Source organism: Alteromonas naphthalenivorans, from assembly GCF_000213655.1.
Taxonomy (GTDB): domain Bacteria; phylum Pseudomonadota; class Gammaproteobacteria; order Enterobacterales; family Alteromonadaceae; genus Alteromonas; species Alteromonas naphthalenivorans.
In genome coordinates, this window is sequence record NC_015554.1 from 4,839,480 (window position 1) to 4,865,555 (window position 26,076).

General features: G+C 45.4%; 26 protein-coding genes. 10 read left to right on the top strand and 16 right to left on the bottom strand.

Annotated features, from left to right (window positions below; all coding sequences use genetic code 11):
- The first annotated feature begins 137 nt into the window (after positions 1-137).
- Entirely contained in the window at positions 138-2,510 is a 2,373-nt protein-coding gene (locus AMBT_RS21170) for a Tex family protein (protein WP_013786713.1), read from the top strand.
- 187 nt (positions 2,511-2,697) lie between these two features.
- On the opposite strand, the gene AMBT_RS21175 is transcribed toward AMBT_RS21170, so the two are convergent.
- The 3 genes from AMBT_RS21175 to bioH all read right to left on the bottom strand — a co-directional run bounded on the left by AMBT_RS21175 (position 2,698) and on the right by bioH (position 5,218).
- The gene (locus AMBT_RS21175) at positions 2,698-3,846 is read right to left on the bottom strand and encodes a putative metalloprotease CJM1_0395 family protein (protein WP_013786714.1); all 1,149 of its coding nucleotides are present in this window, start codon (positions 3,844-3,846) and stop codon (positions 2,698-2,700) included.
- A 17-nt stretch (positions 3,847-3,863) separates the two neighbouring features.
- The gene (locus tag AMBT_RS21180) at positions 3,864-4,196 is read right to left on the bottom strand and encodes a hypothetical protein (RefSeq protein ID WP_013786715.1); all 333 of its coding nucleotides are present in this window, start codon (positions 4,194-4,196) and stop codon (positions 3,864-3,866) included.
- Between the two features lie 200 nt (positions 4,197-4,396).
- Positions 4,397-5,218: a pimeloyl-ACP methyl ester esterase BioH gene (bioH, locus tag AMBT_RS21185; protein WP_013786716.1), complete on the bottom strand. Its 822-nt coding sequence runs from the start codon at positions 5,216-5,218 to the stop codon at positions 4,397-4,399.
- A 161-nt stretch (positions 5,219-5,379) separates the two neighbouring features.
- Here bioH and AMBT_RS21190 point away from each other — a divergent pair, with 161 nt between their 5' ends.
- Positions 5,380-6,099: a ComF family protein gene (locus AMBT_RS21190; protein ID WP_013786717.1), complete on the top strand. Its 720-nt coding sequence runs from the start codon at positions 5,380-5,382 to the stop codon at positions 6,097-6,099.
- A 46-nt stretch (positions 6,100-6,145) separates the two neighbouring features.
- Here the strand turns inward: AMBT_RS21190 and AMBT_RS21195 are convergent, their stop codons facing one another.
- Positions 6,146-8,770, bottom strand: coding sequence for a M14 family zinc carboxypeptidase (locus tag AMBT_RS21195; protein ID WP_013786718.1), 2,625 nt, complete (start codon positions 8,768-8,770; stop codon positions 6,146-6,148).
- A 113-nt stretch (positions 8,771-8,883) separates the two neighbouring features.
- On the opposite strand from AMBT_RS21195, the gene nfuA reads away from it, so the two are divergent.
- The 6 genes from nfuA (at position 8,884) to AMBT_RS21225 (ending at position 12,873) form a co-directional block, all read left to right on the top strand.
- Entirely contained in the window at positions 8,884-9,462 is a 579-nt protein-coding gene (gene nfuA / locus AMBT_RS21200) for a Fe-S biogenesis protein NfuA (protein WP_013786719.1), read from the top strand.
- Positions 9,463-9,479: 17 nt separating this feature from the next.
- Entirely contained in the window at positions 9,480-9,713 is a 234-nt protein-coding gene (locus AMBT_RS21205) for a hypothetical protein (protein WP_013786720.1), read from the top strand.
- 190 nt (positions 9,714-9,903) lie between these two features.
- Positions 9,904-10,596 carry an aspartate/glutamate racemase family protein gene (locus tag AMBT_RS21210; RefSeq protein ID WP_013786721.1) on the top strand — a complete coding sequence of 231 codons (693 nt, stop codon included), beginning with the start codon at positions 9,904-9,906 and terminating at the stop codon, positions 10,594-10,596.
- 37 nt (positions 10,597-10,633) lie between these two features.
- The gene (locus AMBT_RS21215) at positions 10,634-11,017 is read left to right on the top strand and encodes a VOC family protein (RefSeq protein ID WP_013786722.1); all 384 of its coding nucleotides are present in this window, start codon (positions 10,634-10,636) and stop codon (positions 11,015-11,017) included.
- Positions 11,018-11,166: 149 nt separating this feature from the next.
- Positions 11,167-11,820, top strand: coding sequence for a class I SAM-dependent methyltransferase (locus AMBT_RS21220; RefSeq protein WP_013786723.1), 654 nt, complete (start codon positions 11,167-11,169; stop codon positions 11,818-11,820).
- A 60-nt stretch (positions 11,821-11,880) separates the two neighbouring features.
- Positions 11,881-12,873, top strand: a complete 993-nt coding sequence (locus AMBT_RS21225) for an AraC family transcriptional regulator (protein ID WP_013786724.1) — start codon at positions 11,881-11,883, stop codon at positions 12,871-12,873.
- Between the two features lie 39 nt (positions 12,874-12,912).
- On the opposite strand, the gene AMBT_RS21230 is transcribed toward AMBT_RS21225, so the two are convergent.
- A complete protein-coding gene (locus tag AMBT_RS21230) occupies positions 12,913-14,181 on the bottom strand; it encodes an MATE family efflux transporter (RefSeq protein WP_013786725.1) in 1,269 nt (422 codons plus the stop codon).
- A 179-nt stretch (positions 14,182-14,360) separates the two neighbouring features.
- On the opposite strand from AMBT_RS21230, the gene AMBT_RS21235 reads away from it, so the two are divergent.
- Entirely contained in the window at positions 14,361-15,557 is a 1,197-nt protein-coding gene (locus tag AMBT_RS21235; RefSeq protein WP_148259140.1) for a polysaccharide deacetylase family protein, read from the top strand.
- Here the strand turns inward: AMBT_RS21235 and AMBT_RS21240 are convergent, their stop codons facing one another.
- From AMBT_RS21240 to AMBT_RS21265, 6 genes are read right to left on the bottom strand one after another with little or no spacing between them, the layout of a single operon-like run.
- On the bottom strand, positions 15,558-16,151 hold the full coding sequence (locus AMBT_RS21240) for a GNAT family N-acetyltransferase (protein ID WP_013786727.1): 594 nt from the start codon (positions 16,149-16,151) through the stop codon (positions 15,558-15,560).
- 15 nt (positions 16,152-16,166) lie between these two features.
- Positions 16,167-16,835 carry an SCO family protein gene (locus AMBT_RS21245; protein ID WP_013786728.1) on the bottom strand — a complete coding sequence of 223 codons (669 nt, stop codon included), beginning with the start codon at positions 16,833-16,835 and terminating at the stop codon, positions 16,167-16,169.
- Entirely contained in the window at positions 16,832-17,767 is a 936-nt protein-coding gene (gene cyoE, locus AMBT_RS21250) for a heme o synthase (protein ID WP_013786729.1), read from the bottom strand. The genes AMBT_RS21245 and cyoE overlap by 4 nt, the downstream gene beginning before the upstream one ends.
- A complete protein-coding gene (locus AMBT_RS21255; RefSeq protein ID WP_013786730.1) occupies positions 17,760-18,812 on the bottom strand; it encodes a COX15/CtaA family protein in 1,053 nt (350 codons plus the stop codon). The genes cyoE and AMBT_RS21255 overlap by 8 nt, the downstream gene beginning before the upstream one ends.
- Positions 18,813-18,820: 8 nt before the next feature.
- Positions 18,821-19,366 carry a redox-active disulfide-containing membrane protein gene (locus tag AMBT_RS21260; protein WP_013786731.1) on the bottom strand — a complete coding sequence of 182 codons (546 nt, stop codon included), beginning with the start codon at positions 19,364-19,366 and terminating at the stop codon, positions 18,821-18,823.
- Complete coding sequence (locus AMBT_RS21265; RefSeq protein WP_013786732.1) at positions 19,359-20,066, bottom strand: SURF1 family protein; 708 nt, start codon at positions 20,064-20,066, stop codon at positions 19,359-19,361. The genes AMBT_RS21260 and AMBT_RS21265 overlap by 8 nt, the downstream gene beginning before the upstream one ends.
- A 33-nt stretch (positions 20,067-20,099) precedes the next feature.
- Here AMBT_RS21265 and AMBT_RS21270 point away from each other — a divergent pair, with 33 nt between their 5' ends.
- Positions 20,100-20,309 (top strand): DUF2909 domain-containing protein, encoded by a 210-nt coding sequence (locus tag AMBT_RS21270; protein ID WP_013786733.1) that lies wholly within the window; start codon positions 20,100-20,102, stop codon positions 20,307-20,309.
- A 25-nt stretch (positions 20,310-20,334) separates the two neighbouring features.
- Here AMBT_RS21270 and AMBT_RS21275 read toward each other — a convergent pair whose 3' ends face one another.
- The 5 genes from AMBT_RS21275 to lexA all read right to left on the bottom strand — a co-directional run bounded on the left by AMBT_RS21275 (position 20,335) and on the right by lexA (position 25,937).
- A complete protein-coding gene (locus tag AMBT_RS21275; RefSeq protein ID WP_013786734.1) occupies positions 20,335-21,213 on the bottom strand; it encodes a cytochrome c oxidase subunit 3 in 879 nt (292 codons plus the stop codon).
- A gap of 27 nt (positions 21,214-21,240) precedes the next feature.
- Positions 21,241-21,828 (bottom strand): cytochrome c oxidase assembly protein, encoded by a 588-nt coding sequence (locus AMBT_RS21280; protein WP_013786735.1) that lies wholly within the window; start codon positions 21,826-21,828, stop codon positions 21,241-21,243.
- Positions 21,829-21,928: 100 nt separating this feature from the next.
- On the bottom strand, positions 21,929-23,542 hold the full coding sequence (gene ctaD / locus AMBT_RS21285; protein WP_013786736.1) for a cytochrome c oxidase subunit I: 1,614 nt from the start codon (positions 23,540-23,542) through the stop codon (positions 21,929-21,931).
- A 9-nt stretch (positions 23,543-23,551) separates the two neighbouring features.
- The gene (gene coxB / locus AMBT_RS21290; RefSeq protein WP_013786737.1) at positions 23,552-24,727 is read right to left on the bottom strand and encodes a cytochrome c oxidase subunit II; all 1,176 of its coding nucleotides are present in this window, start codon (positions 24,725-24,727) and stop codon (positions 23,552-23,554) included.
- A gap of 583 nt (positions 24,728-25,310) precedes the next feature.
- The gene (lexA, locus tag AMBT_RS21295; RefSeq protein WP_013786738.1) at positions 25,311-25,937 is read right to left on the bottom strand and encodes a transcriptional repressor LexA; all 627 of its coding nucleotides are present in this window, start codon (positions 25,935-25,937) and stop codon (positions 25,311-25,313) included.
- Between the last annotated feature and the right edge of the window lie 139 nt (positions 25,938-26,076).

Sequence of the window (26,076 nt, forward strand, 5' to 3'; positions counted from 1 at the left end):
ACTGACCATACAATCAGGCTTCTCCTGACCCGTCGCGGTGGTATAATTGCCGCCAGTTATTCCAACTAAAATGAAAGCGGTGTAAAAAGGCTAATGCTAGCCACTACATCCTTATTTGCTATTGCCTAGAGCGTATTATGATTATTAACAAAATTTCCGAAGAACTTGCCGTACAAACTTCCCAAGTCAGTGCTGCGGTTAAGCTTCTTGATGAAGGTTCAACGGTGCCGTTTATTGCACGTTACCGTAAAGAAGCCACTCAAGGGCTAGACGACACTCAGTTACGTACGCTTCAGCAACGTCTTACTTACCTTCGTGAACTAGAAGACAGACGCCAAGTCATCTTAAAATCTATTGATGAACAAGGAAAACTGTCTGATGAGTTGAAGCGCAATATAACCGGCGCTGACAGTAAGACCACATTGGAAGACTTATACTTACCCTTTAAGCCTCGTAGACGCACCAAAGGTCAAATAGCCATTGAAGCAGGCCTTGAAGGCTTAGCAGATACCTTATTTGCTAACCCTGACCAATCTATCGACGAATTAGCTGCTGAATATGTTAATGCCGAAAAAGGCGTGGCTGATACTAAAGCCGCGCTTGAAGGCGCTCGCTTTATTTTAATGGAACGGTTTGCTGAAGATGCGGCACTGCTTGGTAAAATTCGTAACTACCTTGTTGAAAACGCACATATTAAAAGCACAGTAGCAAACGGTAAAGCGCAAGAAGCGGTTAAGTACAAAGACTATTTTGAACACAGCGAAAAATACAAAAATGCACCCTCACATCGCGCCCTTGCTATGTTTCGTGGTCGTAACGAAGGCATGTTGAATATTCAACTTGATGCCGACCCGCAGCAAGATGATGCCAGTGCGCCTTCTCACTGTGAACACCTTATTGCTAGCCACTACAATATTATGCACCGTCAACGTCCTGCCGATGATTTCTTAACGCAAGTAGTGCAGTGGGCGTGGAAAATTAAAATCGCCTTACACATGGAAACTGAGTTATTCAGTAGCCTTCGTGAACGCGCTGAAGAAGAAGCGATTGAGGTGTTTGCTAAGAACCTTAACGATTTGCTAATGGCCGCTCCTGCTGGCGCTAAGACCACCATGGGTCTTGATCCTGGTCTGCGTACGGGAGTAAAAGTCGCCATCGTTGATAAAACGGGCAAAGTTGTCGCTAAAAATACCATTTTTCCCCATGCACCTCAGAATCAGTGGGATAAATCACTGCGTACCCTCACCACCGTATGTAAGCAACATAAAGTTGAGCTTATTAGTATAGGTAATGGTACAGGCTCCCGTGAAACCGATAAGCTTGTAGGGGAAATGCTTAAAAATAACCCAGAGCTAGGTGCACAAAAAATTGTGGTAAGCGAAGCCGGCGCCTCGGTTTATTCAGCCTCTGAATTAGCCTCAAACGAGCTACCTGATTTGGACGTTTCCATACGTGGTGCAGTTTCCATAGCTCGTCGTTTGCAAGACCCGCTAGCCGAGCTTGTAAAAATTGAACCTAAAGCCATTGGTGTAGGCCAGTATCAGCATGATGTGAGCCAAAGCCAGTTAGGTAAATCTCTCGACCGCGTTATTGAAGACTGTGTAAATGCTGTGGGTGTAGATTTAAATACGGCCTCACCCGCGCTACTTAGTTATGTGTCTGGGTTAAACAAGACGCTGGCAAATAACATTGTGCAATTTAGAGACACTAATGGTGCCTTCGACAATAGAAAAGCGCTAATGAAAGTCGAACGTTTGGGGCCAAAAGCCTTTGAACAAGCCGCTGGATTCTTACGTATTGTAAATGGAAGTAACCCGCTAGATGCGTCTGCGGTTCACCCCGAAGCTTATCCTGTGGTTGATAAAATTGTGGATACGGCCGCAGTAGCGGTTAACGATCTTATCGGTAACACAGAGCTACTAAAAACCTTATCGCCTGATACATTTACCAGTGATGCTTTCGGCTTACCCACGGTAAAAGATATTTTGAGCGAGCTTGATAAGCCCGGCCGCGATCCTCGCCCTGAATTTAAAACTGCCACCTTTAAAGAAGGGGTAGAGACCATTAAAGATCTTACTCCAGGTATGATTTTAGAAGGCGTGGTGAGCAACGTTGCTAACTTTGGCGCATTCGTGGATGTTGGTGTACACCAAGATGGTTTAGTGCATATTTCAGCGCTAACCAACAAGTTCATTTCAGACCCACGGGATGTAGTGAAAGCAGGCGACATCGTAAAAGTTAAGGTACTTGAGGTAGACGTACCACGTAAGCGTATATCGTTTACTATGCGTTTAGAAGATACCCCAACCTCGTCGAATCAAGCAGGCAAAATCAATAATAGCAATGGCGCTGCTAACGCAAAGTCTAATGGGAATCCACGAGCTAATGGGTCTCAGCGTGGTAATCCTCGCGCAGATAAGCCCAACAAGCGTGGTGGCGGACAAAGCCAACAGCAAAACAGCGCTATGGGTAACGCCTTTGCCGATGCGTTCGCTAAAGCAAAGAAATAACGCCTAACGCCATTGTTTACTCGCGCGATTATAATTTTAAAGCCAGCATACATGCTGGCTTTTTTGTATCAGTCTATTGGAAGTTTGTATTTATGAAAGTGGCGCTATTAAGAACACATGTTGTTGGTCGTGGGCGGTAAACGGGGCTAAACAAGCGCTATGAGTATTAAGTGATAGGCACCAAACCCTAGGCGCTAGCGGAAAAACCTTCACGTACTGGTGTATAGGCTTGTGTGTAGAAATTTTGGATGCGGCCAATACGGGCTGAATTGGCTTGGCTTTCTTGATCACTGCCGCTATTGGCTTCATCTTGTAAGGCTTGGTCACCAAATGCTAATGAGCGCGTATCAAAATCACCACCAATCTCATTTGAAGCTTCACTAGTACTTTGTATTTTTTGGCTCGCGGCGCTTTGTATTTTTTGGCTTGCGGCGTTTTGTGATTCTTGCCTTGCGGCGCTTGGTGGTCCTGGGCTTACAGCATCTTGTTCAACCGTTTGCGCTTGTAAAACAGCTTCGTCTAGTGCCCTTGTAGGGCGTTCAACACCTGCATTATCGGTAATTTCATCAATATCAGGGGGCGTGATATCTGATGCGCTAGGCGATACCGATGATGTTGTAGCGTTGTCTTCAGCGATTTCGCTGCGAGCTTCAAACGATTTTTGAGTAGCTTCTGCTGCCACTTCTAAATCTTGCGCCGAAGGCTCAGCTGGAGCAAGTGCAGCAGCACGGACTTGCTGCATTTTACGAAGGGTTTCTTCAGGGCTATTTAGTTCAGAAATATCAATCGACACTTCACCATCGGTAACATAACGCTTGTTATCTGGCCCAGTGGTATATTCATATTGCGGCGACCCTGCATATTGTCCACCCGCAGCGGCATGCGCCTGCTCGTGAGTACGGACCTCTTGATCACGTGCCTCTAAGTTACTTATCTCTTGCTGTTCTTCTGTTTGCTGTTCAGGCTGTGAGGCTTGCTGTTGGCTTGATTCCTGTTGGCTTGATTCCTGTTGGCTTGATTCCTGTTGATCTTGGGCATTTTGTTTACCCGCGCTTTCATCAGAGCCATTGTCTTTTTGTTCGCCAAACACGCTTTCAAACGCGCTTTGCAGTTCAGTTTGGACTTGGGGGCGATCGTAGGTAACAGGCGCAGGCGTTTGTCCCGGATTTCGAGCTTTGTCACTGTCCGAACCTAGGCCTTTTTGCGATGCCCCTTTCTCTGCATCTCCCGACTGAGGGATAGTTTCACGTAATGCATTGTCTCTTCTTGCAGACTCAGTATTAACGTTTGCAGTAGGGTACGCTATGGCCGTGAGGATAGGGGTAACAATGTTCACATTACACTCCTACACTACTACGCTAACGTATCGATTATGGTGCCTATGGTGTCATTTGCCACATCAAGCACCTTGGCGGAAGCCTGAGCATTGATACTGTTGATTTTCAATGACAACAGATTAGTGGTGACATCATCTTGGGAAGAGGGAAGTATATTGCGTACATTCTGTAAGCTTTGGGTGACAGGATTGGCTAAAACTGCTTGCGGATCTCGCTCTGCGTTCGTGGTTTGCTGGGCAATATTAGACGCAGCCTGCGTAATACCATTATTGGCATTCTGCAAACCAAATTGTCCGGACAAAATCGCGGAATTTATATTGTTACTATTTACACCTGATATACCAGACATACACTACCTCTACACTCTCATGTGCAATTATTAACCAAATTGCACTAAATGAAAAGGTCTGTACCGCTCATAAGACTTAACTGGCTGTGAAAACGAGCAATATTCTTCACTCTCGCCTAGTCTTTCACTGGCTCGACAATACCGCGTATATACTTGCAGCCGCTATACAACACCTAAACACAACATAAAAAAGCATCGGGTCACGATGCTTTTTGTTGATATACACTTGATGCAAAGCTAAACAAAATATCGGCGCTTTGTTGAGGGTGAGAAATAAAAGGCGCATGTGCTGCGTGGGGTAACACCACCGTATCAGCTTGAGGATGCAACTCGCAAATACGATCTATGCCACTGGTAGGCACTAGACTATCTAAGCGACCATATAATCGAAGAGTTGGCACCGTTATACGGCCAATGTCTTGGCGTAAATCTTCTGTAGAAAGAATTCTCAAGCCTTGTTTCAGTGCGTGCTGGTCAGGTTCTGGGTATTCACTGATATGCCCGCGAATGGCTTTGATATCTTGGCGAGCCGTATCGCTTCCCATCGCTTGAATAGCCAAAAAGCGCTCTAGCGTTCTATTGTAGTTACTCTCTAACTGACTTTCGAACATGGCCAATAAATCACCTGCAATACCAGGCCAGCAAGGGCCAGCGATGAATCGAGGTGTAGAGGCTATCGTAACTAAACCTTTAAGCGCTAAACCCTTAAAATCTTTACCAATTAGGGCTAATCGTTGCGCCACCAAACCACCTAAAGACCACCCTACCACTATACTTTCTGGTGGAATATAAGGCGCTATCATTTGTGCTAAAGACTCAGCGTCATAAGGGGAAGGCACGTGCTGAGCGTTTTCGCCGAAACCGGGAAGATCGATAGTGGTGACTCGAAAACTATTCGTTAAATAGGGGATAAACGAGGTAAAAGCGCCACTATTCATACCCCAACCGTGAAGGAAAACCAGATCGTTTCCTGTACCTTGAGTTCGGGTGACAAGCGGTGTGTTTGTATGCAAATCTTTCACTGTATACATCCTTTGGCTGTTGCATGAAGAAGCAAACCTAATAGGCTGCCATGTATGCATGATTACCCATTATCTCAAAAAATGCTTAAAGACACGTCATCGTACTGTCGCTACGTGTGAGAAAAAGCGACTTAACATAGGAATTCAAAAATTCACGTACTATGAATCTTTCATGCTTACTATGTTATCAGGCAAGTCCTGCGCCAGTATGTCATTGGTGTGAACATGATATATTTTTTTTCTCGGCCAAAGATCACGGTAATAATTTACTGTCTTTTGGGCCAGTTGGTCGGCACGTTAAGCATAGTGCGTATCAGCAACTGTCGGTACTGGCTTTACATACTTACCCAATAACCACCTTAATTCATGGCTTTAAGTTTCAACATTCACTCACTTCAGGGAAGGTTTTAGCCAAGTGGTTTGTCGGTAAACAGCAACACTTAGCTCATCATACACCGCCTCTACCACACACCACGGCGCAACTTCTCTTACCAGTGCCTTTAAGCTCGTGGCGGCTGGCAACGCGGCATTATAATCAGGCTGCAGTGCTCGCTAAATCCATTGGTAGTGCACTGAATATACCCATTTGCACCAATTGGGCGATTCGACAAGGTATGTCTGCTCAGCATCATCTAGGGAAAGCACAAAGGCTTCAGCATGCTAAGCAGGTGTTTTCATTAACGCCACAATGTATTGATAAACTAGTCGCTTCTAACCCTGATCTTAAGCGCATTGCCATCGTGGATGATGTCATTACTACCGGTGTTACGGTAAACGCCTTGGCAAGCTTATTGAGAGCGCGCTACCCACAACTTAGTATTTCAGTGTGGGCAATGACCTTTACACCGCCCCCGAAAAGCTCACTGCTGGCAGCAGGGTAATCGAAACCGTTACCGCTACAATTCTTACTACCTAACAACTCGCGACTTACTTAAGAAAGCCTGACTGATAAATAGCATTACTTAGCATTTTGTTCGTGCCATACCAATAGCCTCGGAATTGCGTATTGTCGGTAAACCCAATCACTACACCTTTACCTTGCTTTGTGGTTATCACAGCAGGCGTTTCGGCAATAAGTTTCACCAGCTTTTCATCACTGAATCCTGCCAGCAATGGCGCTGAGGTATAACGCGCTGGCGTAGTGAATGGCGTGTAATAATTGTTCACCACCATATTACTGGTTTTAAACATAGGCAGTGTGGCGTCGGTATAACCGTAAAATAGTGGATGGGTGATATCTATTTCAGCTTCATAAACCGCGCCAGCCACCAACTTTCTTGCGTATAACGCCGATTTATCGCCAAACGTTAGTTTGTCTTCATCAAACTTACTGTCTATTTCTTCTCTATCTACTATATCGGCGTTTAACCATTCATTGGCTGCAAAATAACGAAGAGCTGATTTTTGTCCAATCAACACACCGCCATTTTTAACCCAAGTAGATAGTGCGTCTATCGTATCATTCGTCAGCGAATAGCGACCACTGGCAAACACAATATGGGTATAGCCTGACTGTAGTGCGTTACCTAGCTTTTGTTGCTCCACAATACTAACCGGCAACCCCACTCGGGTATCGAAATAATGCCACATTTCGCCCACTTCATATTCACTTACGCCCTCACCCCCCACTAGCAATACTTTAGGCGCTGAAATGGGCTGGATTGAGCGGCTTCCAATATCACTGCCTGTAGGCGTTAACCCACTTGCCAGTGCGTAAACCGGAATTTTTAATGCGCTAGCCTGTTCTGTCAGAAGGTTAAGTAAGTTATCAGGTTGTGCTAACCCCGTAGGAATAATAATGCTTCCCGAGGTAAACGTATGGCGCTGATTATTAACCAGCTTAGCTTCAAATGCATTTTCGCTACTTCTTACACTTACCCCTGCTTCTAATAACGATTGAAGCAAGGCTGGCGCGTAGTAATCGTTCCATGAAAAGGCGTATGCATAGGCATTGGCAGGTAACGAATCGCTAAGTACAGGCATTGCTAATTGTGCATTGGCAGCCGTTTTTACGTCGCGAAAATCCCGTTTTTCAACCACCTCAAACGGTAGATTAAACGCCATCGCCATGTTCCACGATGACACGTCGTAGAAGGTGTTATTTTCAAACGAGGTTTGGGTTGAGAATATAGACGTGATGAGTCGATACTGGGCCTGCGCGGCAGGAATATAGATAGCACGATTAGCGCGAAAGGTTTGCTTGCCTATTTCAGAATCTTTGCTTACCACCTCGAACTTAATGTTGTGCTGCTTAAGCAGCGACAACATGGCGTTAAATCTGCCGCTATCATTCGATTCACCCACAATGTAACCGCTAATATCACCGTCTTTTGCTAGTGCTTGCGTGTCTTTAACAAAAGCAGACTGATAATCTAAAATAGCCGGTTTATTAGCAAGGGCGCCTTCAAAAGTACTTAACGACGTTGTAATTTGATTTGCGATGGTGGTAGAAAATGCCAATGGCCCATTGATAGATTCTTGTAAATGTCCGCGAGAGCTCGCTTGTTCGAACAAAATACCTATGCTGCCATGTAAATCAGGGTAGGTACTGCCCTTACCGGCGTAAAAGTCGTCAAATGCCTCTTCCGAGAAATACAGCTTCCCTTGTTTATCAAAGGCTTTGGCGTGATAAGCCGCCAGCGCTTCGGTTAAGGTTACGTTCTCATCCGGCGTAATTGGGTTTTTACGCGAGCGTACACCTGGCTGAAAAAAGTAGGTACTATCGGTGCCCATTTCATGAAAGTCGGTAAGAATATGCGGGCGCCAGCGGTGAAATTGCTTTATACGCGCTTGGGACTCAGGGTGAGCCAACAACAACCAGTCGCGATTTAAGTCAAACCAATAGTGGTTTGTGCGCCCTGATGGCCAGCCTTCATCATGTTCACGGGTATTACTATCTGCAACAAGTTGCTTTCCTCTGTGCATATTCGCCCATTGCGCGAAACGAGATAACCCATCGGGGTTGAAAGATGGGTCTAACAGCACAATATTGTTGTTCAGTAACGCATCGATTCGCGTACCTTGCCCAGCGGCTAAGTAGTAAGCTAGGGCTAATGCAGCATTGGAGCCTGAAGGCTCATTACCGTGAATGCTGTAACCCATATAGAAAATAAGTGGCGCACCCGCTTTTACTTTATTGCCTGAATTCATGGCATCGATATGCGCGGTACGCATACTTTCTATGTTAGGGCGGTTCGACGGTGCAGTAATGGTAAGTAGCAATAGCTCACGATTTTCATGGGTTCTACCGGTGACTTCTAATGAAATACGGTCGGAATGATCAGCGAGTACACGCATGTAGTGGGTTAGTTGATCGTGACGCACGTGCCACTGACCAATGTTCGCACCCAGTACTGATTCTGGCGTAGGAATATCTGGATTGTATGTCACATCGGTTGGTAAATAGGCCTGAACCGGTTTACCGCCCTTATCGAGAGTCACCATATTGGCATTTGCCGAAGCACATACGCACAAGGCGGTTAACACGATAAATGGCGCAAACCATTTTTGAAAATTCGAGTTTGAGGCGGTGCGAACCAAAGTTGCGAGCATAGTGATATCCGTCTTGTCGTTATGCGGTTACATCGAAACTAGTCAATACTTGACTGTTTTAGTCAGGTAAATTTGTTATCATAAACCAAATTTTAAATTAATAGGACTTACTGATGATTACTATATCAGAAGAAGCCCAGGCTCACTTCGTAAAACTGTTGGATAAACAAGAGACTGGCACAAATATTCGTGTATTCGTCGTAAATCCGGGCACATCAAGCGCCGAGTGTGGCGTGTCCTATTGTCCGCCAGATGCCGTTGAAGAAACTGATACTCGTTTAGAGTTCAATGGCTTCAATGCAGTGGTAGATGAAGAAAGTGTTCCATTTTTACATGAAGCAGAAATTGATTATGTCACCGATCAAATGGGATCTCAGCTTACGCTTAAAGCGCCAAATGCTAAAGCACGCAAAGTCGCTGATGATGCGCCTTTGGCTGAACGCATAAGGTACATGATTGAAGCTGAAATCAACCCTCAACTTGCTAGCCATGGCGGCCAAGTCATGTTGGCTGAACTTACCGAAGATGGCTTTGCTATTCTTCAATTCGGCGGCGGCTGTAATGGCTGTTCTATGGTTGATGTCACGTTGAAAGACGGCATAGAAAAGCAAATGCTTGAGCAATTTGCTGGGGAACTAAACGGTGTTCGTGACGCTACTGAACATGAAGCCGGTGAGCATTCTTACTACTAAGATGTTGTATCTCAACTATGTTTGATGTGCACAAAAGCTGGCGACGATTTAAATTAGGCCTTGCCTTGTTCGTTGCTGGCGTTGTGCAGCTTTTCACGTTAAGCCACTTAAGCACCTTCCTTTACTATTATTCTGTTACCACCTTGCTGGTAGGCTTTGTCATTGCCATGTCTGGCTATATAGGCATTTTCATGCAGCGTTTCGCCTTTTTAAAAGACAAGAAAATCCCCCCTAGTTTTAAAGACGATTAGTCAATTTCCTCTCGCTTTTCATTCATACGTTTTCTTACATACTTTTGCTAATTCTCACGTTCAATGACCTTGTACTGGGCCGCTGATTGCACGTAGTCTAGTATTTATAACCTTACATTGGTTGTTCTTAACGTCATGTTTGTGGCAGTTTTTGTTACGTTTTCTGTCGTGCTTATTAGAGGGGGCTTAGATGAAAACCATTGGGCTTATTGGCGGTATGAGTTGGGAATCAACGGTTAGCTACTATCAAGAAATCAACCGGCTGGTGAATAGCCAACTTGGGGGACTACACAGTGCAAAAATATGCCTCTACTCGGTTGATTTTGCCGAGATAGAAGCTTTCCAGCGCAGTGGTGAGTGGGATAAAGCCGCCGATGCGTTGAAGCACGCTGCACAGTCATTAGAAGATGCCGGCGCCGACTTTCTCCTTATATGTACCAACACCATGCATAAGGTCGCTGCACAGGTAGCAAGCGCAGTAGCCATTCCTTTGTTGCATATTGCCGATGCCACCGGCGTGGCCCTGTGTGAAAACGCGGTCAAAAAAGTGGGCTTGCTAGGCACCCAATTCACCATGGAACAGGCATTTTACAGCGAACGATTAGCGCAACAGTTTGATTTAGATGTAGTCGTGCCAAATAGTGACGACAGACTAGTCGTACATAAAATTATTTATGAGGAATTATGCAAAGGGGTTATTTGTGAAAAATCCCGTGACGCGTATATTGATATTATCAACAAATTAAAGGCGCAAGGTGCACAGGCCGTTATTTTAGGTTGTACCGAAATTGCCTTGTTGGTAAAGCAGTCAGACACTGATATGCCTCTTTACGACACCACAGCGCTCCATGCTGCTGAGGCTGTAAAAATGGCGCTAGAATAATCAGATAACAATATTTTGCCGATAAAAAGGAAATGCTATGTTTAGTCATGTAATGATTGGCGCGAACGACATTGAAGCCTCGAAGAAATTTTACGATGCCTCTCTTGCTGTATTTGGATACGATGAAGGTGTTTACGATGAACACGGGCGTGTTTTCTACTTCACTCCGAAAGGAGTATTAGCCCTTACCAAGCCAATTAACGGCGAAGCCGCTACCCACGGGAATGGTTCAACGATTGGTCTTGCTGCGGCAAACCCTGGGCTTGTTGATGAATGGCATAAAGTGGGCGCAGCCAATGGCGGTGTTCCTTGTGAAGATCCTCCCGGCATTCGTGGTACAGAAGAACGCCAGTTGTACCTTGCGTATTTACGCGACCCTTCTGGCAACAAACTATGCGCAACTCACTTCGTTAAGAAATAGCCGAGAGTTTGCACACAGCCTTGAGCTTATTAACAGCCCTGAGCGTGGAAACAGCCTTGAGCTTATAAACAGCCTTGAGCGCATAAACATCTACGATAAGCTCGCCAGTGCTACACTGGCGAGCGATTAGTCAAAATAGGTAAGCGACCATGACACCAGCAGAAACCGGCCTTGCTTACGATCAAATTACCCAGCGCTGGACTCGCCCAGAGTTTAATCGTAATAATGGTATTGCTCAGCATAAGGTCGCATTATCATTTCTTGACGTATTTACCTCAGAACATTACTCCCCCCAAGCAACGTCAAACCCACCGTCCTTAGCCCTTGATGTAGGGTGCGGATGTACGGGTAGATTTATTGATTTACTGCATGACAACGAGTTTGTTGTAGAGGGCGTTGATATCTCAAATGAGATGCTGGCGTTAGCCAGAGAAAGGCACCCTAACAACACATTTTATTTTGGTGATATTTGCACCTTCGACTTACCCCATCAGTACCGCTTTATCAGCGCTTGGGACTGTCTGTGGCACGTACCACTTCACAGCCAAGCGGCACTAATTACCAAACTTTGCAATGCATTACGGCCAGGTGGGGTATTGATATTTAGTTGTGGCGGTGTGGATGAACCCGGCGAACATACCAACACCATCATGGGGCCTGAAGTTTATTACGCTTCACTAGGTATCAACGGTTATGTACGCCATATTATCGAAGCCGACTGCTTTATTCGGCATATTGAATACGGGCAGCTGCCCGAGTTTCATACCTATTTTGTGGTGCAAAAAGCAATACCGCAAAAATAGTCGGGTATTATTTTATTCAACTTTGTATTGTTTGCTTAACTTAAATAATGCTAGTAACGAATGAACCCTTTATATCTTCGCCTCGATAAGGTTGCCGACGCCATTACAAAAGCGCCCGAGCGTGCCAGTGATCTTAGCCAACTTGCCTCGCTCGCGTGTACCTCTGAGTACCATCTTCACCGCGCATTTAACGCAAAGTTTGGTATTAACATTGGCGACTACGCTAGACAGCTTCGGCTGCACGAAAGTGCGTATAAATTAGCGTTTCGGCCACACAAACGCATACTGGATATAGCGATAGAAGCGGGATTTAGTTCCCATGAAGGCTATGCCAGAGCCTTTAAAAAACACTATCGCCTGTCGCCTTCAAGTTTTCGAAAAACACCTAACGTTGAAGCGCTACATCAAGGCACCCTCGTCACCTCGCGATTAAACGCAAACGAAAAAGGAACTTCGGTATTTATGAACGCTTCACATAACGTAAATAGCGCTTCTGAAAATCATCAACTCGATGTGTCAGTGATTCAATTTCCAGCCTTGGACATTGCAATGATGATGCATGTTGGCCCACCTAGCCGCATTATGAGCACGGTAAGTGAATTTATTACGTGGCGCAAAGAAAACAAGCTACCGCCTTCTACCAGCCGCACTTTCAACTTACTGTATGATGACCCTTACAACACGCCACATGAGTCTTACCGGTTTGGTGTGGCGTGCCAAATTTTTGGGCCTATTACTGCACCTATTACTGCGCCTAGCAGCCAGCCCGCAAAAACAAGCGACCCTATCGCCACGCAGCCGTCTACGGATACCAATCACGCTAACGTCATCACTACTACCATACCGGAAGGTTACTGCGCTAAAGTCCGCCATATTGGCACCGATGCAGCGCTAGGGGCGGTGGTGCACGGTTTATATCACCAGTGGTTGCCTGATACACAATTTGAACTAAGAGACTTTCCTATTTTTTTAGAGCGTATTCGCTTTTTCCCCGACGTAGCCGCACATGAAGCCGTTACCGATATATTTCTGCCTATCGAGATTGCCAAGTGATGTGGCTTTTTCCTTTGGCTAGGCTTAATTTGGTTTAAACTAGCTGTCGCACAATGCATTGCGCTGACTTAGCCGTTCGAAGCTCCATCCAAGCGTAATACCACGGGCAAGTAAGAACGCCAACAATGCATACCACAAGCTGATATTGCCGAGAGACTGAGTAAAAAACCATACAGGGAAATATACTGCAAGCGCGCTAATAATCATGGTGTCGCGCATAGAAGATGACTTTGTAAGGCCAACAAATACACCGTCGTACAAAAAGCACCAATGCGCCAGCAGTGGCAGAATAACCATTAACGGAAGGTAGGTTAATGCTGCGCTCACAATATTTTGATGTTCAGTCAGTAAGCTTATTATACCGTGACCGCCAAAATAGAAGATAGCGCTGTAACCTATTGCAAAAAGCGATGACCAGAATAACCCTTGGTATGTTCTGCGTTTTATTTCTGACGCATTGTTTGCGCCTTTGGCTTCACCCACCAGCGCTTCTACTGCGTAGGCGACCCCATCTAATCCTAGCGCTATTAATACGAAAAACTGCAGTAGAATAGCATTCACTGCCGCCGGCATTTCTCCGAACCGCACGCCTTGTATCGTCAAAAACGCTAAGCAGGCTTGCAAGGCTAAATTACGCAATAGCATATCAGTGTTGAGTTTCATCAGTATCTTACGCGCTGCACGGTTGAACCAGCTTGCTTGTGGAGTAACACCCCTCACTTGCTTTAGGGCAACATACATCGCCATAAACGCCATGGAATATTCAGCAATAATACTGGCTAAGGCAACCCCAGCCACTGACATAGACAGCCCATAAACGAAGGTAATATCTAATCCTGCATTCACGAGGTTGCCGATTATCTGGATAATCATCACCGTGCGCGTTTTTTGCTGACCCACCAAATAACCGATAAGCGCTAAATTAAGCATAGCCGCTGGTGCGCCCCATACTCTAACCTGATAATACTCCGTCAAATGCACCGCCACTGCATCAGATGGGCTCGCCAATGCCAGTCCTGCTGTGAGTATAGGCGCTTGTAATATGAGTAAACCCAGCCCTAAGATGGAGGCGACAGCAAGGGTCTGCCAAAGCACTTTGGCAGAGGAAAGTGTTGCATCTTTATGCCCTCTTGCCTGTGCGCTTAAGCCTGTTGAAGACATGCGCAGAAAACCACACACCCAGTAAATTTGGGTAAGTATAAGCGCCCCCACTGCCGCACCGGCTAACATGGCGGGCGCCGACATATGCCCTAAAACAGCCGTATCCACCAAACCTAGCAAAGGAGTGGTAATATTGGCCAGGATCATGGGCAGCGCTAATGTGAGTAAGCGTGTATGATCGTGCCAAAACGTCTCAGATTGGCGTAGAGATTGCTTATCTTCTTGCACTCGCTTTTGCATTAATTATAGTCTCTGCATTAGTAGAACGCCGCGCTGACACGCAGTATAAAGCACTGCTATTAAATCAATTTCAACTCGGAGAAAACATGAAGTTTATCATGCCTTTCAATGTCATTTCGTGGATTAAATGTGACGCTATATTGGCGCAAATGAAAGGCAACCGACCACACTGGTTAGCACTTTTCTTTCTTGTTTGTTTTTCTGGCTATAGCCTGGCTGCTACTGATAACACTAGGCAGCCTACCCGTGAAATTCTTACTCAAAATGGTGTTATTTTGCTTTACCATCATGTGTCTGACAACACGCCGAAAAGCACCAGTATATCGCCTGAGGTGTTCAAACAACATATGGCGTATTTAAAGCAACATCACACAGTTTTGCCTTTAGCAAAGGTCGTTGATGCTATCCAAAGTAAAACACCTCTTCCTTCCAACACTGTGGTGATAACCTTTGACGACGGGTACGAAAACATCCTTAAAAATGCCCACCCCATTATGGTTGATATGGGCTTCCCATACACAATATTTATTAACCCAGGGGAAATTGGTACCAATAGAAGCCAACTCACGTGGGCACAAGTTGAGGCAATGCATAACGACGGCGTTACTTTCGCTAACCATACACTTGACCACTCGCATATGCTGGATGGCAGAGTTTCTTCTAACGGCGCTGATAGCGGAACTAATGACGAAGCATGGCTTAAAAAGGTATGGCAGAATGTTGCTGAAGCCGAGGCTATTATTGATAGCAAAATTGGCGAATCACTTAAATATTTGGCCTACCCCTTTGGTGAGTTCAACCAAAAGCTAGCAGATAAGCTGGCGCAAGAGGGTTACATTGCGTTCGGACAACACTCAGGCGCTATAGGCCCTCACAGTAATTTTCAAGCATTACCTCGCTTCCCTGCAGCTGGCCCTTATGCCAACTTAGAAACACTAAAAACCAAATTAAACAGTATTGCTATGCCGGTATTATCGACCAGCTTTGAAGGTGAGCATATCCCAGAGGTGCAAGGCGCTAGTGACGAATCGAGACTCCCCCCTATTACGCTAACGATTAAGGGCGATGATGTACGTTTACGCCAAGTAAATTGCTTCTTTTCTGGCTCACCAGTTGAAACGAGGGTTGAAGGCAATGCGGTTACCTTCAGTATTGCTCAAGCACTTCCTGTAGGCCGTTCGCGAGTAAATTGTACCGCTCCGAGCAACTCTCAATCAGGAAGGTATTATTGGTATTCTCAGCCATTTTTTGTGGCAGATAAAAACGGAAATTATCCAGATTAGTTAAGCTGAAAGTGCATGAACAAAACGCACGAAGGTGCCGTTCACTGATTGCTCTTTAAAATTAACGTTTTGATAAAACCGAATGGCAGCAACATTACTAATTTGTACGTCTAGTACCAATGCCTGCTTTTTAAGTTCTATGGCGTAATCACGCATGTGGGCAATCATAGCCTTGCCGATTCCGCCGCGCCGAGCAATGCTATCTACCGCCACGTGACCTAGCATAAGTTCTGTTGCACTTGGCGGCGTTAAGCCTACAGCAACCGCTTGATTGCGCATTAGCACTGCCATTGCATCATCGAGATTGTAGAAGGTGGTAATGCTGTCTAACGAAGCACGGTCAAATACGGGCCCCAACTTGGTATGCCACGCCGTAATGACACCTACAACAACGTCATCGACTACCGCAACCCAGTGATTATTGCAGCCATATTGCCCATACTTACCTTTCCATGCATGGGTTAAAAAATCGAGAGTATGGCTTGTATCGCCATTGCCAAAAACGGAAACCAATAGATCTTCAGCGGCACTTAATAATAAGGGAACCGCTTGGCCAGCATCAGACACAAGACCTTGTCGGATTTTTATATCCATGCCTCCCATACTCACCTATAGTGCCGAATTTGAACTAAATGATGATGTAATCACTGGCATGTCATTAAGTATTTGCTGTGCGTCACTAATCGACAACTTGCCAGGCTCACGTTTTGGCTTAAAACGCCCTATCACCTGTGCTTTAGGATTAATAAGCACTACCGACGCACTATGATCGACAAGATAATTAGGATTATCTGTACTTTCAGCAATTGCGTACATCATGCCCAAGTTTCGAGCGAAGGGGAATAAGGCTTTATGCACACCGGTCGCGGCAATAAAATTGGGGTTAAAGTAGCTAATGTATTCGTCGAGCCGATCTATTGAGTCACGATTAGGATCAATAGAAATAAACACCACTTTTATAGGAAATTCAGACTCAATGGCCTGCATTTGCGGGTAAATGCTGTTCAGTTCGGCCATCGTGGTAGGGCAAATATCGGGGCAAAACGTATAACCAAGAAACAACAAGCTCCACTGATTTTCTAGCGAAGCTTGGTTAAATTCATTACCTTTGCTGTCGGTCAGCGAAAAAGGCGCAATAGCACGAGGCTCAGGGTAAGCCTGAAAATACTCGGGTGAACTGCCATTAGACTGACCCGTAGGCGACAAATAAATTGCCCCAAACACCCCAGTCAATAATGCTAATAATGCAACAACGCCTACAAAAATCCGTCGGTTCATAAACTCAGTGGTACGTAGTGATCAAGCAACAATACTACAAACAATACCATGAGATGGACAATTGAGAACTTAAAAGTTTTCATCGCGGTTTGGCTAGTGGCCGCAAATTTCAGTTTTACCGCGTAATACATAAATCCGATGTTGAGAAGTGACGAGCCAACAAGATAAATCAAATCACTCATGCCCACCAAGTAAGGCAATAGGCAAACCAAGCTAAGTAACACGGTATAAAGTAACACCGATGTTTTGGTGAATTCTACGCCATGGGTGACCGGCAGCATGGGCACTTTCGCTTTCGCATAATCTTTTTCGCGATGAATAGCCAAGGCCCAAAAATGTGGGGGAGTCCACGTAAATACAATGAGTACTAACAACAACGCATGAGCATGAATTTCTCCAGTGACAGCAGTCCAGCCTAGAAGCGGTGGTGCAGCACCTGCGATACCACCAATCACAATATTTTGCGGCGTAGCCCGTTTTAAAAACATGGTATACACCACGGCATAGCCCACCAAGCTAGCAAGGGTAAGCCAAGCGGTAAGCATGTTCACCCATAAGCTCAATACAACAAAACCCATTACGCCAAGCCCTGCTGCAAACCAGGATGCTTTGGCGATACTCACTTTCCCTTTAGCCACAGGCCGATTGAAAGTGCGTGCCATTTGGCTGTCAATTTTATGGTCGACCACATGATTAATCACCGCGGCTGATGCCGATAACATACCAATCCCCAGTAACCCGCAAATTAAAGCAGTGGCGTCTACCCATCCAGGTGAAGCTAAGCACATTCCCACTACTGCCGTGAGTAAAAGTAACATCACTACGTTAGGCTTGGTCATTTCGTAGTAATCTCGCCAGCTAGCCCTTCCATGCTTATTTGTGGATGAATGCTTACCAGCGACAGCGGTATTTAAAGAGATAGATTTAGCCATGATGAGCTCCATGTGAGTAGGAGAGAGAAGACGTTGGGTGAGTGACCGACCATGTCAGCCAAATCATTGTGAGTAACAGTATGGCGGCAACTGCGTTGTGAGACACCGCTATAAACAAGGGTAAACTAAATAAAACATTACTGAGTCCTAGCGCCACCTGCGCGCACAAAACTGCAACCATTAGTACACATCCCTTTTTCACTGCAGATGATAAGGCACTACTTCGCAGCCAGCTAAATGCCAACACCGTAAGATAGACGAAGGTAATAAGAGCACCAAACCGATGCACTATATGCATGGTGGCTCGTTCACCATAATCATGGGCTCCAAATTCATAATTTTCGGCCTCTGGTACACTATAAGCACCTGAAAAATCTAATCTTTGCTGCCAACCCTCTTCGCAAATTGGCATATCGGTACAGGCGAGTGCGGCGTAGTTCGCCGAAGTCCAACCTCCTAAGGCTATTTGACCGACTAAAATGGCAATACCAACAAATGCCAGCGTGGCCATTTTGTTGCTCTTGTGCGAGCTAGGCTCAGCGCTAGGATTGGAGCCTAGTTCACTTATGCCAAAAAGATGATGCTTTCCTAGACGAAGGTAGAGTAAAAATAAGCACGCCAAAACCGTGAAGCCTCCTAACAAATGCCCCATCACTACTACCGGCAATAAGCTAAGAGTAACTGTCCACATACCTAACGCCGCTTGAAAAATGACAAGGCCGAGTAACAGCAAAGGAAGCTTAACAGGTGTGCCTTTGCGCCGCTGTTTTACTGCCAAAATAGCGATGGCAAGGATACAAAGCCCTAGCGCACCTGCAAAATAGCGGTGAATCATTTCATTCCATGCTTTATGTGCTTCAACAGGCCGGTCAGGATAAGCGGTATTGGCCGCTTCTACATTTTCATCTCCTGATGGCACTGTAAGATTGCCATAGCAACCTGGCCAATCAGGGCAACCAAGGCCAGCATCAGTAAGGCGAGTGTAAGCCCCTAAAATGATGACTACTGCGGCAAGAAAAAGGCTAAAAAGCACGAGTTTTTTCATAGCAACTCCTATCCAATACGAGACAGTTTTAGAAGTTTTTTAATGTCTGCCAGCATGCTTCGACTCTCCATTAAGGCTTTGTTTCTATCGCCGTCTATTTGGTAATACAGCATGGCGTTATTTAAGGTATCTACAATATAAACGCTCTTTTGCTCTAGGTTTGTTATAGGTGCAGCACTAACACTCAATGTATGAACGTTGGCGTATTCCGATAGCTGTTCAAGGGCCGCTACATCGCTTTGTTCAGTGAATAAAACTAAGGCTTCGGCTCGATCAGATTCTTTTCCAAGCGCCAGCCACACTTGATTAATACTAAACAATGCATTTTCACATATGGCATCACAATTTTCGGGCAAGACATACAACAAGCGCCATTTCGGCTCTGTGCCGTCTAAAAGCGATGAAACATCAATGGTAGGTTGCAGCAACGCACCTTTATTGGTAGCACCTTGGTTGAACCAATCATTCTCTAACGCAAGCTTAGCTAAAATCACGGGTAGCACAAACACGGCGACCATAATAATTAAGGTTTTCTTCGAGGCCGGATTACTCATATTGACGTCCTTTTTTCATAATTGCGAAACCGCCAATCAAGGCGGCTGCGATAGCAAGACCAAACCATTGAATGGCATAACCCAAGTGCTTTTCAGGAGGCATAACAACACTGTTATAACGCCTAACAAAAAGGTCATTCTTTGCGGTAAGTACTACTACATAGGGTAATAAGTTAAGTGATAGCAATTCACTGGCGGTACTGATTGAAATTTGCTGAATACGTGCCGGAAAGCGTGATGCTGATGTAAGCGTTTCTTTTACTAACGGGTTATGACTGGGCTGACTCACCACTCCTTCAAAATGCTGCGCGTCATGACTAATACTTACCGAAGGTAACGTACGCGAAAAATCCGGAGCAGGTAACCAACCATAGTTGACCAATACCCAGCCCGCATTGGTTTGCACTGGCGCAAGCACATCATAGCCAACTCGTTGCTCATGTATTTGATTATCGAGTAGCAATACTTTGTCGCCATCAGGCGTACCTTTGAAAGTAACCGCCCGATCTGTAGGGTCGGTTGTTGAAACTGCGTCTATCAGCGACAAGCTTCCTTTCCCCTGTTTTTCGGTTATGCTAACAATGCGTTGTTGCTTTTGCTCCATGCGATCCAGTTGCCAAAAACCCAAGCCACACATTGCTACTACGCATAAGCTGGTAATAATGATCGCAATTAATCTAGATGCTCGAACGTGATTCATTTGGCCAACCTGCGCACTACTATTGAGGTTTATATGTTGATAAAAATAATTTTGATTGCTTTGGTAATTTTCATGATCGCTAACCTATTTATGGCAATGAGAGTGATGATGAAAAACGACCCAAAAGACGGTCCAATGAGTAAATATATTGGTCGCAGGGTACTCACTTCTGTTGTTATCGTAGTGCTAATATTAGTGGCTATTGGCACTGGTTTAATAACGCCAAACCCCCGACCTTATTAGGGCTTGGCGATAGTCACAGTAATTACTATAAAACATAAACAAATAAGTAGAGCATAACCCACACTACGTCGACGAAATGCCAGTACCAACTGCCGGCTTGAAACGCAAAATGATTATGTGGTGTAAAGTGTCCTTTAAGTACTCTAAAGAACATCACGATTAGAATAATGGTGCCTAGTGTGACGTGCATACCGTGAAAGCCCGTCAGCATGAAAAAGGTATTTCCATAGATACCAGATTGTAGTGTTAAGCCTAGATCACGATAAGCGTGCACATACTCTTCCACCTGCAAGAATAAGAATCCAATTCCCAACAAGATAGTGACGCCTAACATAACGGTGAGTTGCTTGCGCTTATTCTGCTCTAAGCCAACATGGGCGAAGTGCAAGGTTACCGAGGAAATAAGTAGAATAATCGTATTAATGGTGGGTAGACCAAGAGCACTCATTTCTTGAGTAGAGATCCCCCCAGGGGTAGATAGCAAAGGCCACATAGCTTCAAAGGCCGGCCATAATACTTCGTTAGTCATTGCGTTATTCGACGCTCCTCCCAACCAAGGGACTGAAATGAAACGCGCGTAATAGAGTGCCCCAAAAAAGGCAGCAAAAAACATCACCTCAGAGAATATAAACCAACTCATGCCCTGACGGTAGGAACGGCCTAATTGGTCGCTATATAGCCCAGCCATAGACTCATCAATTTGGTTTTTGAACCAACCCACGAGCATTACCATTAACACCACAAACCCGGCGAGGAGGATATAACCTCCGTAACCCGATTCACCTCTCGTGGCTTCAATAACAAAATTACCTGCGCCAACCGCTATCAAAAATAGCGCCACCGCGCCTACAATAGGCCACGGGCTTTGTGCTGGTACATAGTACTTTTCATATTCTTGCTGCATTACTCTCTCCTTATCCCAATACCTGTGTTATTTACCACTTTCAGGTTGAGGGACCATGTAGGGATTCGGTTTTGTTTTGATATTTTCAGCTCGCGCTGTCACATCAAACAGTGTGTATTGCACAGTAAAATAGCTAATATCTTCTGGAAGCTGTGGGTCGACATAAAACTGCATAGGCATGTAAGCCTCGGCACCGGCCGCCAGCGGCTGTTGATTAAAACAGAAGCATTCCGTTTTATTCAGATAGAGTGCTGCCATACCCGGCGACACCGACGGTATGGCTTGGGCCATCATATTGTTAGATGCAGGATTTCTTACGTAAAACGACACCGTATTAAGCTCCCCAGGGTGCACTTTCATACGACTAGTTTGCGCACGAAATTCCCACGGCATACCGGTATTAGTTCGGGTGATAAATTCCACCGTTACCTCACGGCTTTCATCTATTTCGATAGACTCATATACAGCAGCCGTATTCTCGGTTTTACCGTTAATACCGGTAACATCGCAAAATACGTCGTAAAGTGGCACTAGAGCGAACCCAAAACCAAACATGCCAAACACAATAACGACGAGTTTTATCACCATTTTGTTGTTTGCATTTGCTTGTGTCATGGGTAGCTCCCGTGCCTACTTTTTGTGCTGATACATCACCACAATTTAGCGACTACAATGCCTGCTTTGCTTTCATTACCTGTGCTGCTTGTCTTATTTCCTACTTAACAACCGGCGGCGTTTCAAAGGTGTGATAGGGCGCAGGAGAGGGAATTTCCCACTCTAGTCCCTCAGCACCTTCCCACACTTGGGCAGATACTGGCTCACCCTGCTTCTTACAGGCTTTAATCAACAGTGCTAAGAAGATTAACTGCGACAGCCCAAAGGCAAAGCCGCCAAGGCTTATCCACTTATTAAAGTCGGCAAACTGTAAGGCGTAGTCAGGAATACGACGTGGCATACCAGCCAGCCCCACAAAGTGCATCGGGAAGAACAACACATTTACCGACACAAGTGAGCACCAGAAATGCCATTTTGCTAGCGCCGTGTCGTACATTTTCCCTGTCCACTTGGGTAACCAATAATATACCGCAGCCATAATCGAGAAGATGGCGCCGGTGACCAGTACGTAGTGGAAATGTGCGACCACGAAATAGGTATCGTGGTATTGGAAGTCCACCGGCACGATGGCCAGCATTAATCCTGACAAGCCCCCAATGGTAAACAATACGATAAACGCAATGGCAAACATCATGGGCATTTCAAAGGTTAGAGAGCCCCGCCACATAGTCGCCACCCAGTTAAAGACCTTCACGCCTGTAGGCACCGAGATAAGCATAGTGGCAAACATGAAGAACATTTCCATATACACCGGCATGCCGGTGGTAAACATATGGTGAGCCCATACCACAAAGGACAACAGCGCAATAGAGCCGGTGGCGTACACCATTGATGCGTAGCCAAACAGTTTTTTACGGGAAAACGTAGGGACAATTTGAGAGATAATACCAAAGGCCGGCAATATCATGATGTACACCTCAGGGTGCCCAAAGAACCAAAAGATATGCTGGAACATAACGGGGTCACCACCACCTGCTGCATCAAAGAAGCTGGTGCCAAAGAACTTATCTGTCAGCACCATGGTGACCGCCCCGGCTAACACTGGCATTACTGCAATAAGCAAGAAAGCAGTGATAAGCCAAGTCCACACGAATAAAGGCATTTTCATCCACGTCATGCCAGGAGCTCGCATGTTGAATATGGTCACAATGACGTTAATAGCCCCCATAATGGAGGAGATACCCATGATATGTACCGAGAACACAAACAATGCGGTTGAGTCACCACTGTAGGTGGTGGAAAGCGGGGCATAGAAGGTCCAACCAAATGCCGGACCGCCGCCCTCTAAAAATAGCGAGCTAAGCAGAATAAGAAAGGCGCCAGGTAATATCCAAAAGCTCCAGTTATTCATTCGCGGCAGAGCCATGTCTGGTGCACCTATCATCATAGGAATTAGCCAGTTTGCAAGCCCCGTAAAGGCTGGCATTACCGCACCAAATACCATGATAAGGCCGTGCACAGTCGTCATTTGATTAAAGAAGTTTGGCACAACAATTTGTAATCCAGGCTGAAATAGCTCAGCACGGATCACCATGGCCATGGCACCACCAATCAAAAACATGATAAAGGCGAACCATAAATACAAGGTGCCTATATCTTTGTGGTTAGTGGTAAACAGCCATCGGGTTATTCCTTTTGGAATATGACTATGATAGTCATGATCTTCGTGATGCGCCGAGGTATCCGGCGCAATGACATCAGTTGCTTTACTCATTACGCACTCCTAGTTCCCATTAACGACGGCGTTAACATCTTTAGCCTGCACCATATCACCCGTGTTATTGCCCCACGCATTTCGTTCGTAGGTCACCACAGCCGCAATGTCTTTCAGGCTTAGCATTTTTCCGAACGCCTGCATGGCTGTGCCGGTTTTACCGTTTAACACAATATCGATATGTGCAGTTTGGTCTTCAAGCACCATCTCACTGCCTTTAAGCGCAGGGAAAACGCCGGGTAGCCCCTCGCCGTTAGGCATATGGCAAGCCGCACAAGTAGCGTTGTAAACCCGCTTGCCTTCATCCATAAGTTCATCCATCGACATATTCATCGACAGTAAACGCTGCTCTTCTTCTTTCGCTTGGCGAGCGGCTTCTTCTTGTTCATTCATCCAAGCATCAAATTCGGCAGGCTCTTTAGCAATGACCACAACCGGCATAAAGCCATGATCTTTTCCGCAAAGCTCGGCACACTGTCCACGATAAATACCAGGCTCGTTCACCTTTGCCCAAGACTCATTAATAAACCCTGGATTAGCATCTTTTTTCACTGCAAAGTCCGGTACCCACCACGAGTGAATAACGTCATCAGAGGTAATAAGAAAGCGCACTTTTTGCCCTGTGGGGATTACCAACGGGCGGTCGACTTCCAACAGATAGTTCGCGCCTTTTTCGAATTTATTTTCAATTTGCTCTCGCTGCGTCGCCATTAACGAATAGAACTCAACGTCTCTGTCCATATACCGGTAATGCCACTTCCACTGGGAACCAGTAACGACAACGGTAAGATCGGGTTCGCTGGTATCTTCCATCGCTATAAGGGTTTTAGCGGCAGGAATAGCCATAAGAATAAGAATGATGAAAGGCACTACTGTCCATGCAATTTCCACTTTTACATTTTCATGGAAGTGAGCGGGCTTAGCGCCTCTGGATTTACGGTGCAAGTACATTGAGGCAAACATAACCCCGAAAACCGCAACAGCGATTGCGATACAGATAAAGAACATCAACATATGCAGGTCGTATACTTGACCACTTATGTCTGTTGCGCCTCGCCGCAAATTAATGGAAGAGCCTTCGCCCGTTGCTGCATCAGCAAACAGTAGTGGCGAAGTAAGCAAAAGTGGAAGCCCGTAAAGCCACTTTGTCGCTTGTGTCGCCGCTTGTGTCGTTACTCGTTTCACTCAACACCTCCGTTATAACAGAAGCATTAACGCAATAGATGCGCTGCGCTTCTGGCAACTGATACCCGAAATCCAACTCTTAACTTAACTGCCCAGCATTAGTTGTAAAACAAAGTTACAGCTATTGTTATTATTTTGTTAAAAACAGTATAAGAATTGCTCAATAAAACGCACAAGTCTAGTCTTTTCTAAGAAAAAACAATTGCAGCGTTTAATTTTTAATCAACGTGGTATGACAGAGAAGTGAATGACGTCACAGCGTATGGACGTTACACCGGTATTTAGCGAGCCTGTTTGAAACGCTCATTTTGAACGAGATGGGCAAATAGAAGCAGCCAATAAGTTGCTTATTATCAAAAGCTAGTTACGCACTTATGATTGCTTTTCAAACAAAACAGATAACTAAAATAGCGCGAGTTAGCACTAAAAAAGGTGACATAAATAGGATAAAATATGTGGGAGCGGTATTTGGTGGCTTTTGAGGAATTTCTTAGGCTTAACTACGATTATTGTGTAAGCAAGGTATGGTAAACATACAAAAAAGCGGCCTATAAGCCGCTTTCTTTACTAAATAGCTAAAAGGTTACATCCAATCAGCATTTCGAATAACACCAACGGCAATTCCTTCAATGGAAAAAGGCTCTGACGCTAAGTCGACTTTAATCGGTGAAAATTCATCATTTTCAGCGTGAAGTAATACTTCGCGACCACGCTTTTCAAGGCGTTTAACAGTAACGTCTTCATCGACACGTGCTACTACCACCTGCCCATTATGGACGTCCGTCGTGCGGTGCACGGCTAACAAGTCACCATCCAGTATACCAATGTCTTTCATACTCATACCGCTTACACGAAGTAAGAAGTCGGCGTGAGGCTGAAACAGGGCAGGGTCGACCTTATAATGAGACTCTATATGCTCTTGCGCTAGAATCGGCTCGCCCGCAGCCACGCGACCAATAAGAGGTAGACCTTCTTCTTCAGGGGTTTCATCTTCAAGAGGAATATTCAACTTAATACCACGAGAAGTGCCTGGAAGTATTTCGATGACGCCTTTACGGGCCAACGCTTTTAAATGTTCTTCAGCGGCATTCGCAGAACGAAAACCTAAATGACGGGCAATTTCTGCACGGGTAGGCGGCATGCCAGTTTCGAGCATCGTTGTTTTTATAAGCTCGAGAACTTCTGTTTGTCTTGCTGTGAGTGGGCGCATAAAAGACCTGTCTGTCTATACAGTTCCTGTAAGTATATACACCTAAAAGGAAATGACAAGCACAAAGCTCTGCAAAGCAATTTTTTTTCATCGGCCTAACCACAACGAAAAAGCGGCCATCAAAGCCGCTTTATTTATC

Coding starts and splice junctions, on each gene's coding strand:
- AMBT_RS21170 (WP_013786713.1), top strand. CDS start 138: ATGATTATTAACAAAATTTCCGAAGAACTTGCCGTACAAACTTCCCAA.
- ctaD (WP_013786736.1), bottom strand. CDS start 23,542: ATGAGTAAAGCAACTGATGTCATTGCGCCGGATACCTCGGCGCATCAC.
- cyoE (WP_013786729.1), bottom strand. CDS start 17,767: ATGGCTAAATCTATCTCTTTAAATACCGCTGTCGCTGGTAAGCATTCA.
- nfuA (WP_013786719.1), top strand. CDS start 8,884: ATGATTACTATATCAGAAGAAGCCCAGGCTCACTTCGTAAAACTGTTG.
- AMBT_RS21255 (WP_013786730.1), bottom strand. CDS start 18,812: ATGAAAAAACTCGTGCTTTTTAGCCTTTTTCTTGCCGCAGTAGTCATC.
- AMBT_RS21215 (WP_013786722.1), top strand. CDS start 10,634: ATGTTTAGTCATGTAATGATTGGCGCGAACGACATTGAAGCCTCGAAG.
- AMBT_RS21235 (WP_148259140.1), top strand. CDS start 14,361: ATGAAGTTTATCATGCCTTTCAATGTCATTTCGTGGATTAAATGTGAC.
- AMBT_RS21180 (WP_013786715.1), bottom strand. CDS start 4,196: ATGTCTGGTATATCAGGTGTAAATAGTAACAATATAAATTCCGCGATT.
- AMBT_RS21280 (WP_013786735.1), bottom strand. CDS start 21,828: ATGACACAAGCAAATGCAAACAACAAAATGGTGATAAAACTCGTCGTT.
- AMBT_RS21270 (WP_013786733.1), top strand. CDS start 20,100: ATGTTGATAAAAATAATTTTGATTGCTTTGGTAATTTTCATGATCGCT.
- AMBT_RS21190 (WP_013786717.1), top strand. CDS start 5,380: ATGAATCTTTCATGCTTACTATGTTATCAGGCAAGTCCTGCGCCAGTA.
- AMBT_RS21245 (WP_013786728.1), bottom strand. CDS start 16,835: ATGAACCGACGGATTTTTGTAGGCGTTGTTGCATTATTAGCATTATTG.
- AMBT_RS21275 (WP_013786734.1), bottom strand. CDS start 21,213: ATGCAGCAAGAATATGAAAAGTACTATGTACCAGCACAAAGCCCGTGG.
- AMBT_RS21220 (WP_013786723.1), top strand. CDS start 11,167: ATGACACCAGCAGAAACCGGCCTTGCTTACGATCAAATTACCCAGCGC.
- AMBT_RS21260 (WP_013786731.1), bottom strand. CDS start 19,366: ATGAGTAATCCGGCCTCGAAGAAAACCTTAATTATTATGGTCGCCGTG.
- AMBT_RS21195 (WP_013786718.1), bottom strand. CDS start 8,770: ATGCTCGCAACTTTGGTTCGCACCGCCTCAAACTCGAATTTTCAAAAA.
- AMBT_RS21225 (WP_013786724.1), top strand. CDS start 11,881: ATGAACCCTTTATATCTTCGCCTCGATAAGGTTGCCGACGCCATTACA.
- lexA (WP_013786738.1), bottom strand. CDS start 25,937: ATGCGCCCACTCACAGCAAGACAAACAGAAGTTCTCGAGCTTATAAAA.
- AMBT_RS21230 (WP_013786725.1), bottom strand. CDS start 14,181: ATGATCCTGGCCAATATTACCACTCCTTTGCTAGGTTTGGTGGATACG.
- AMBT_RS21265 (WP_013786732.1), bottom strand. CDS start 20,066: ATGAATCACGTTCGAGCATCTAGATTAATTGCGATCATTATTACCAGC.
- AMBT_RS21210 (WP_013786721.1), top strand. CDS start 9,904: ATGAAAACCATTGGGCTTATTGGCGGTATGAGTTGGGAATCAACGGTT.
- AMBT_RS21205 (WP_013786720.1), top strand. CDS start 9,480: ATGTTTGATGTGCACAAAAGCTGGCGACGATTTAAATTAGGCCTTGCC.
- AMBT_RS21240 (WP_013786727.1), bottom strand. CDS start 16,151: ATGGATATAAAAATCCGACAAGGTCTTGTGTCTGATGCTGGCCAAGCG.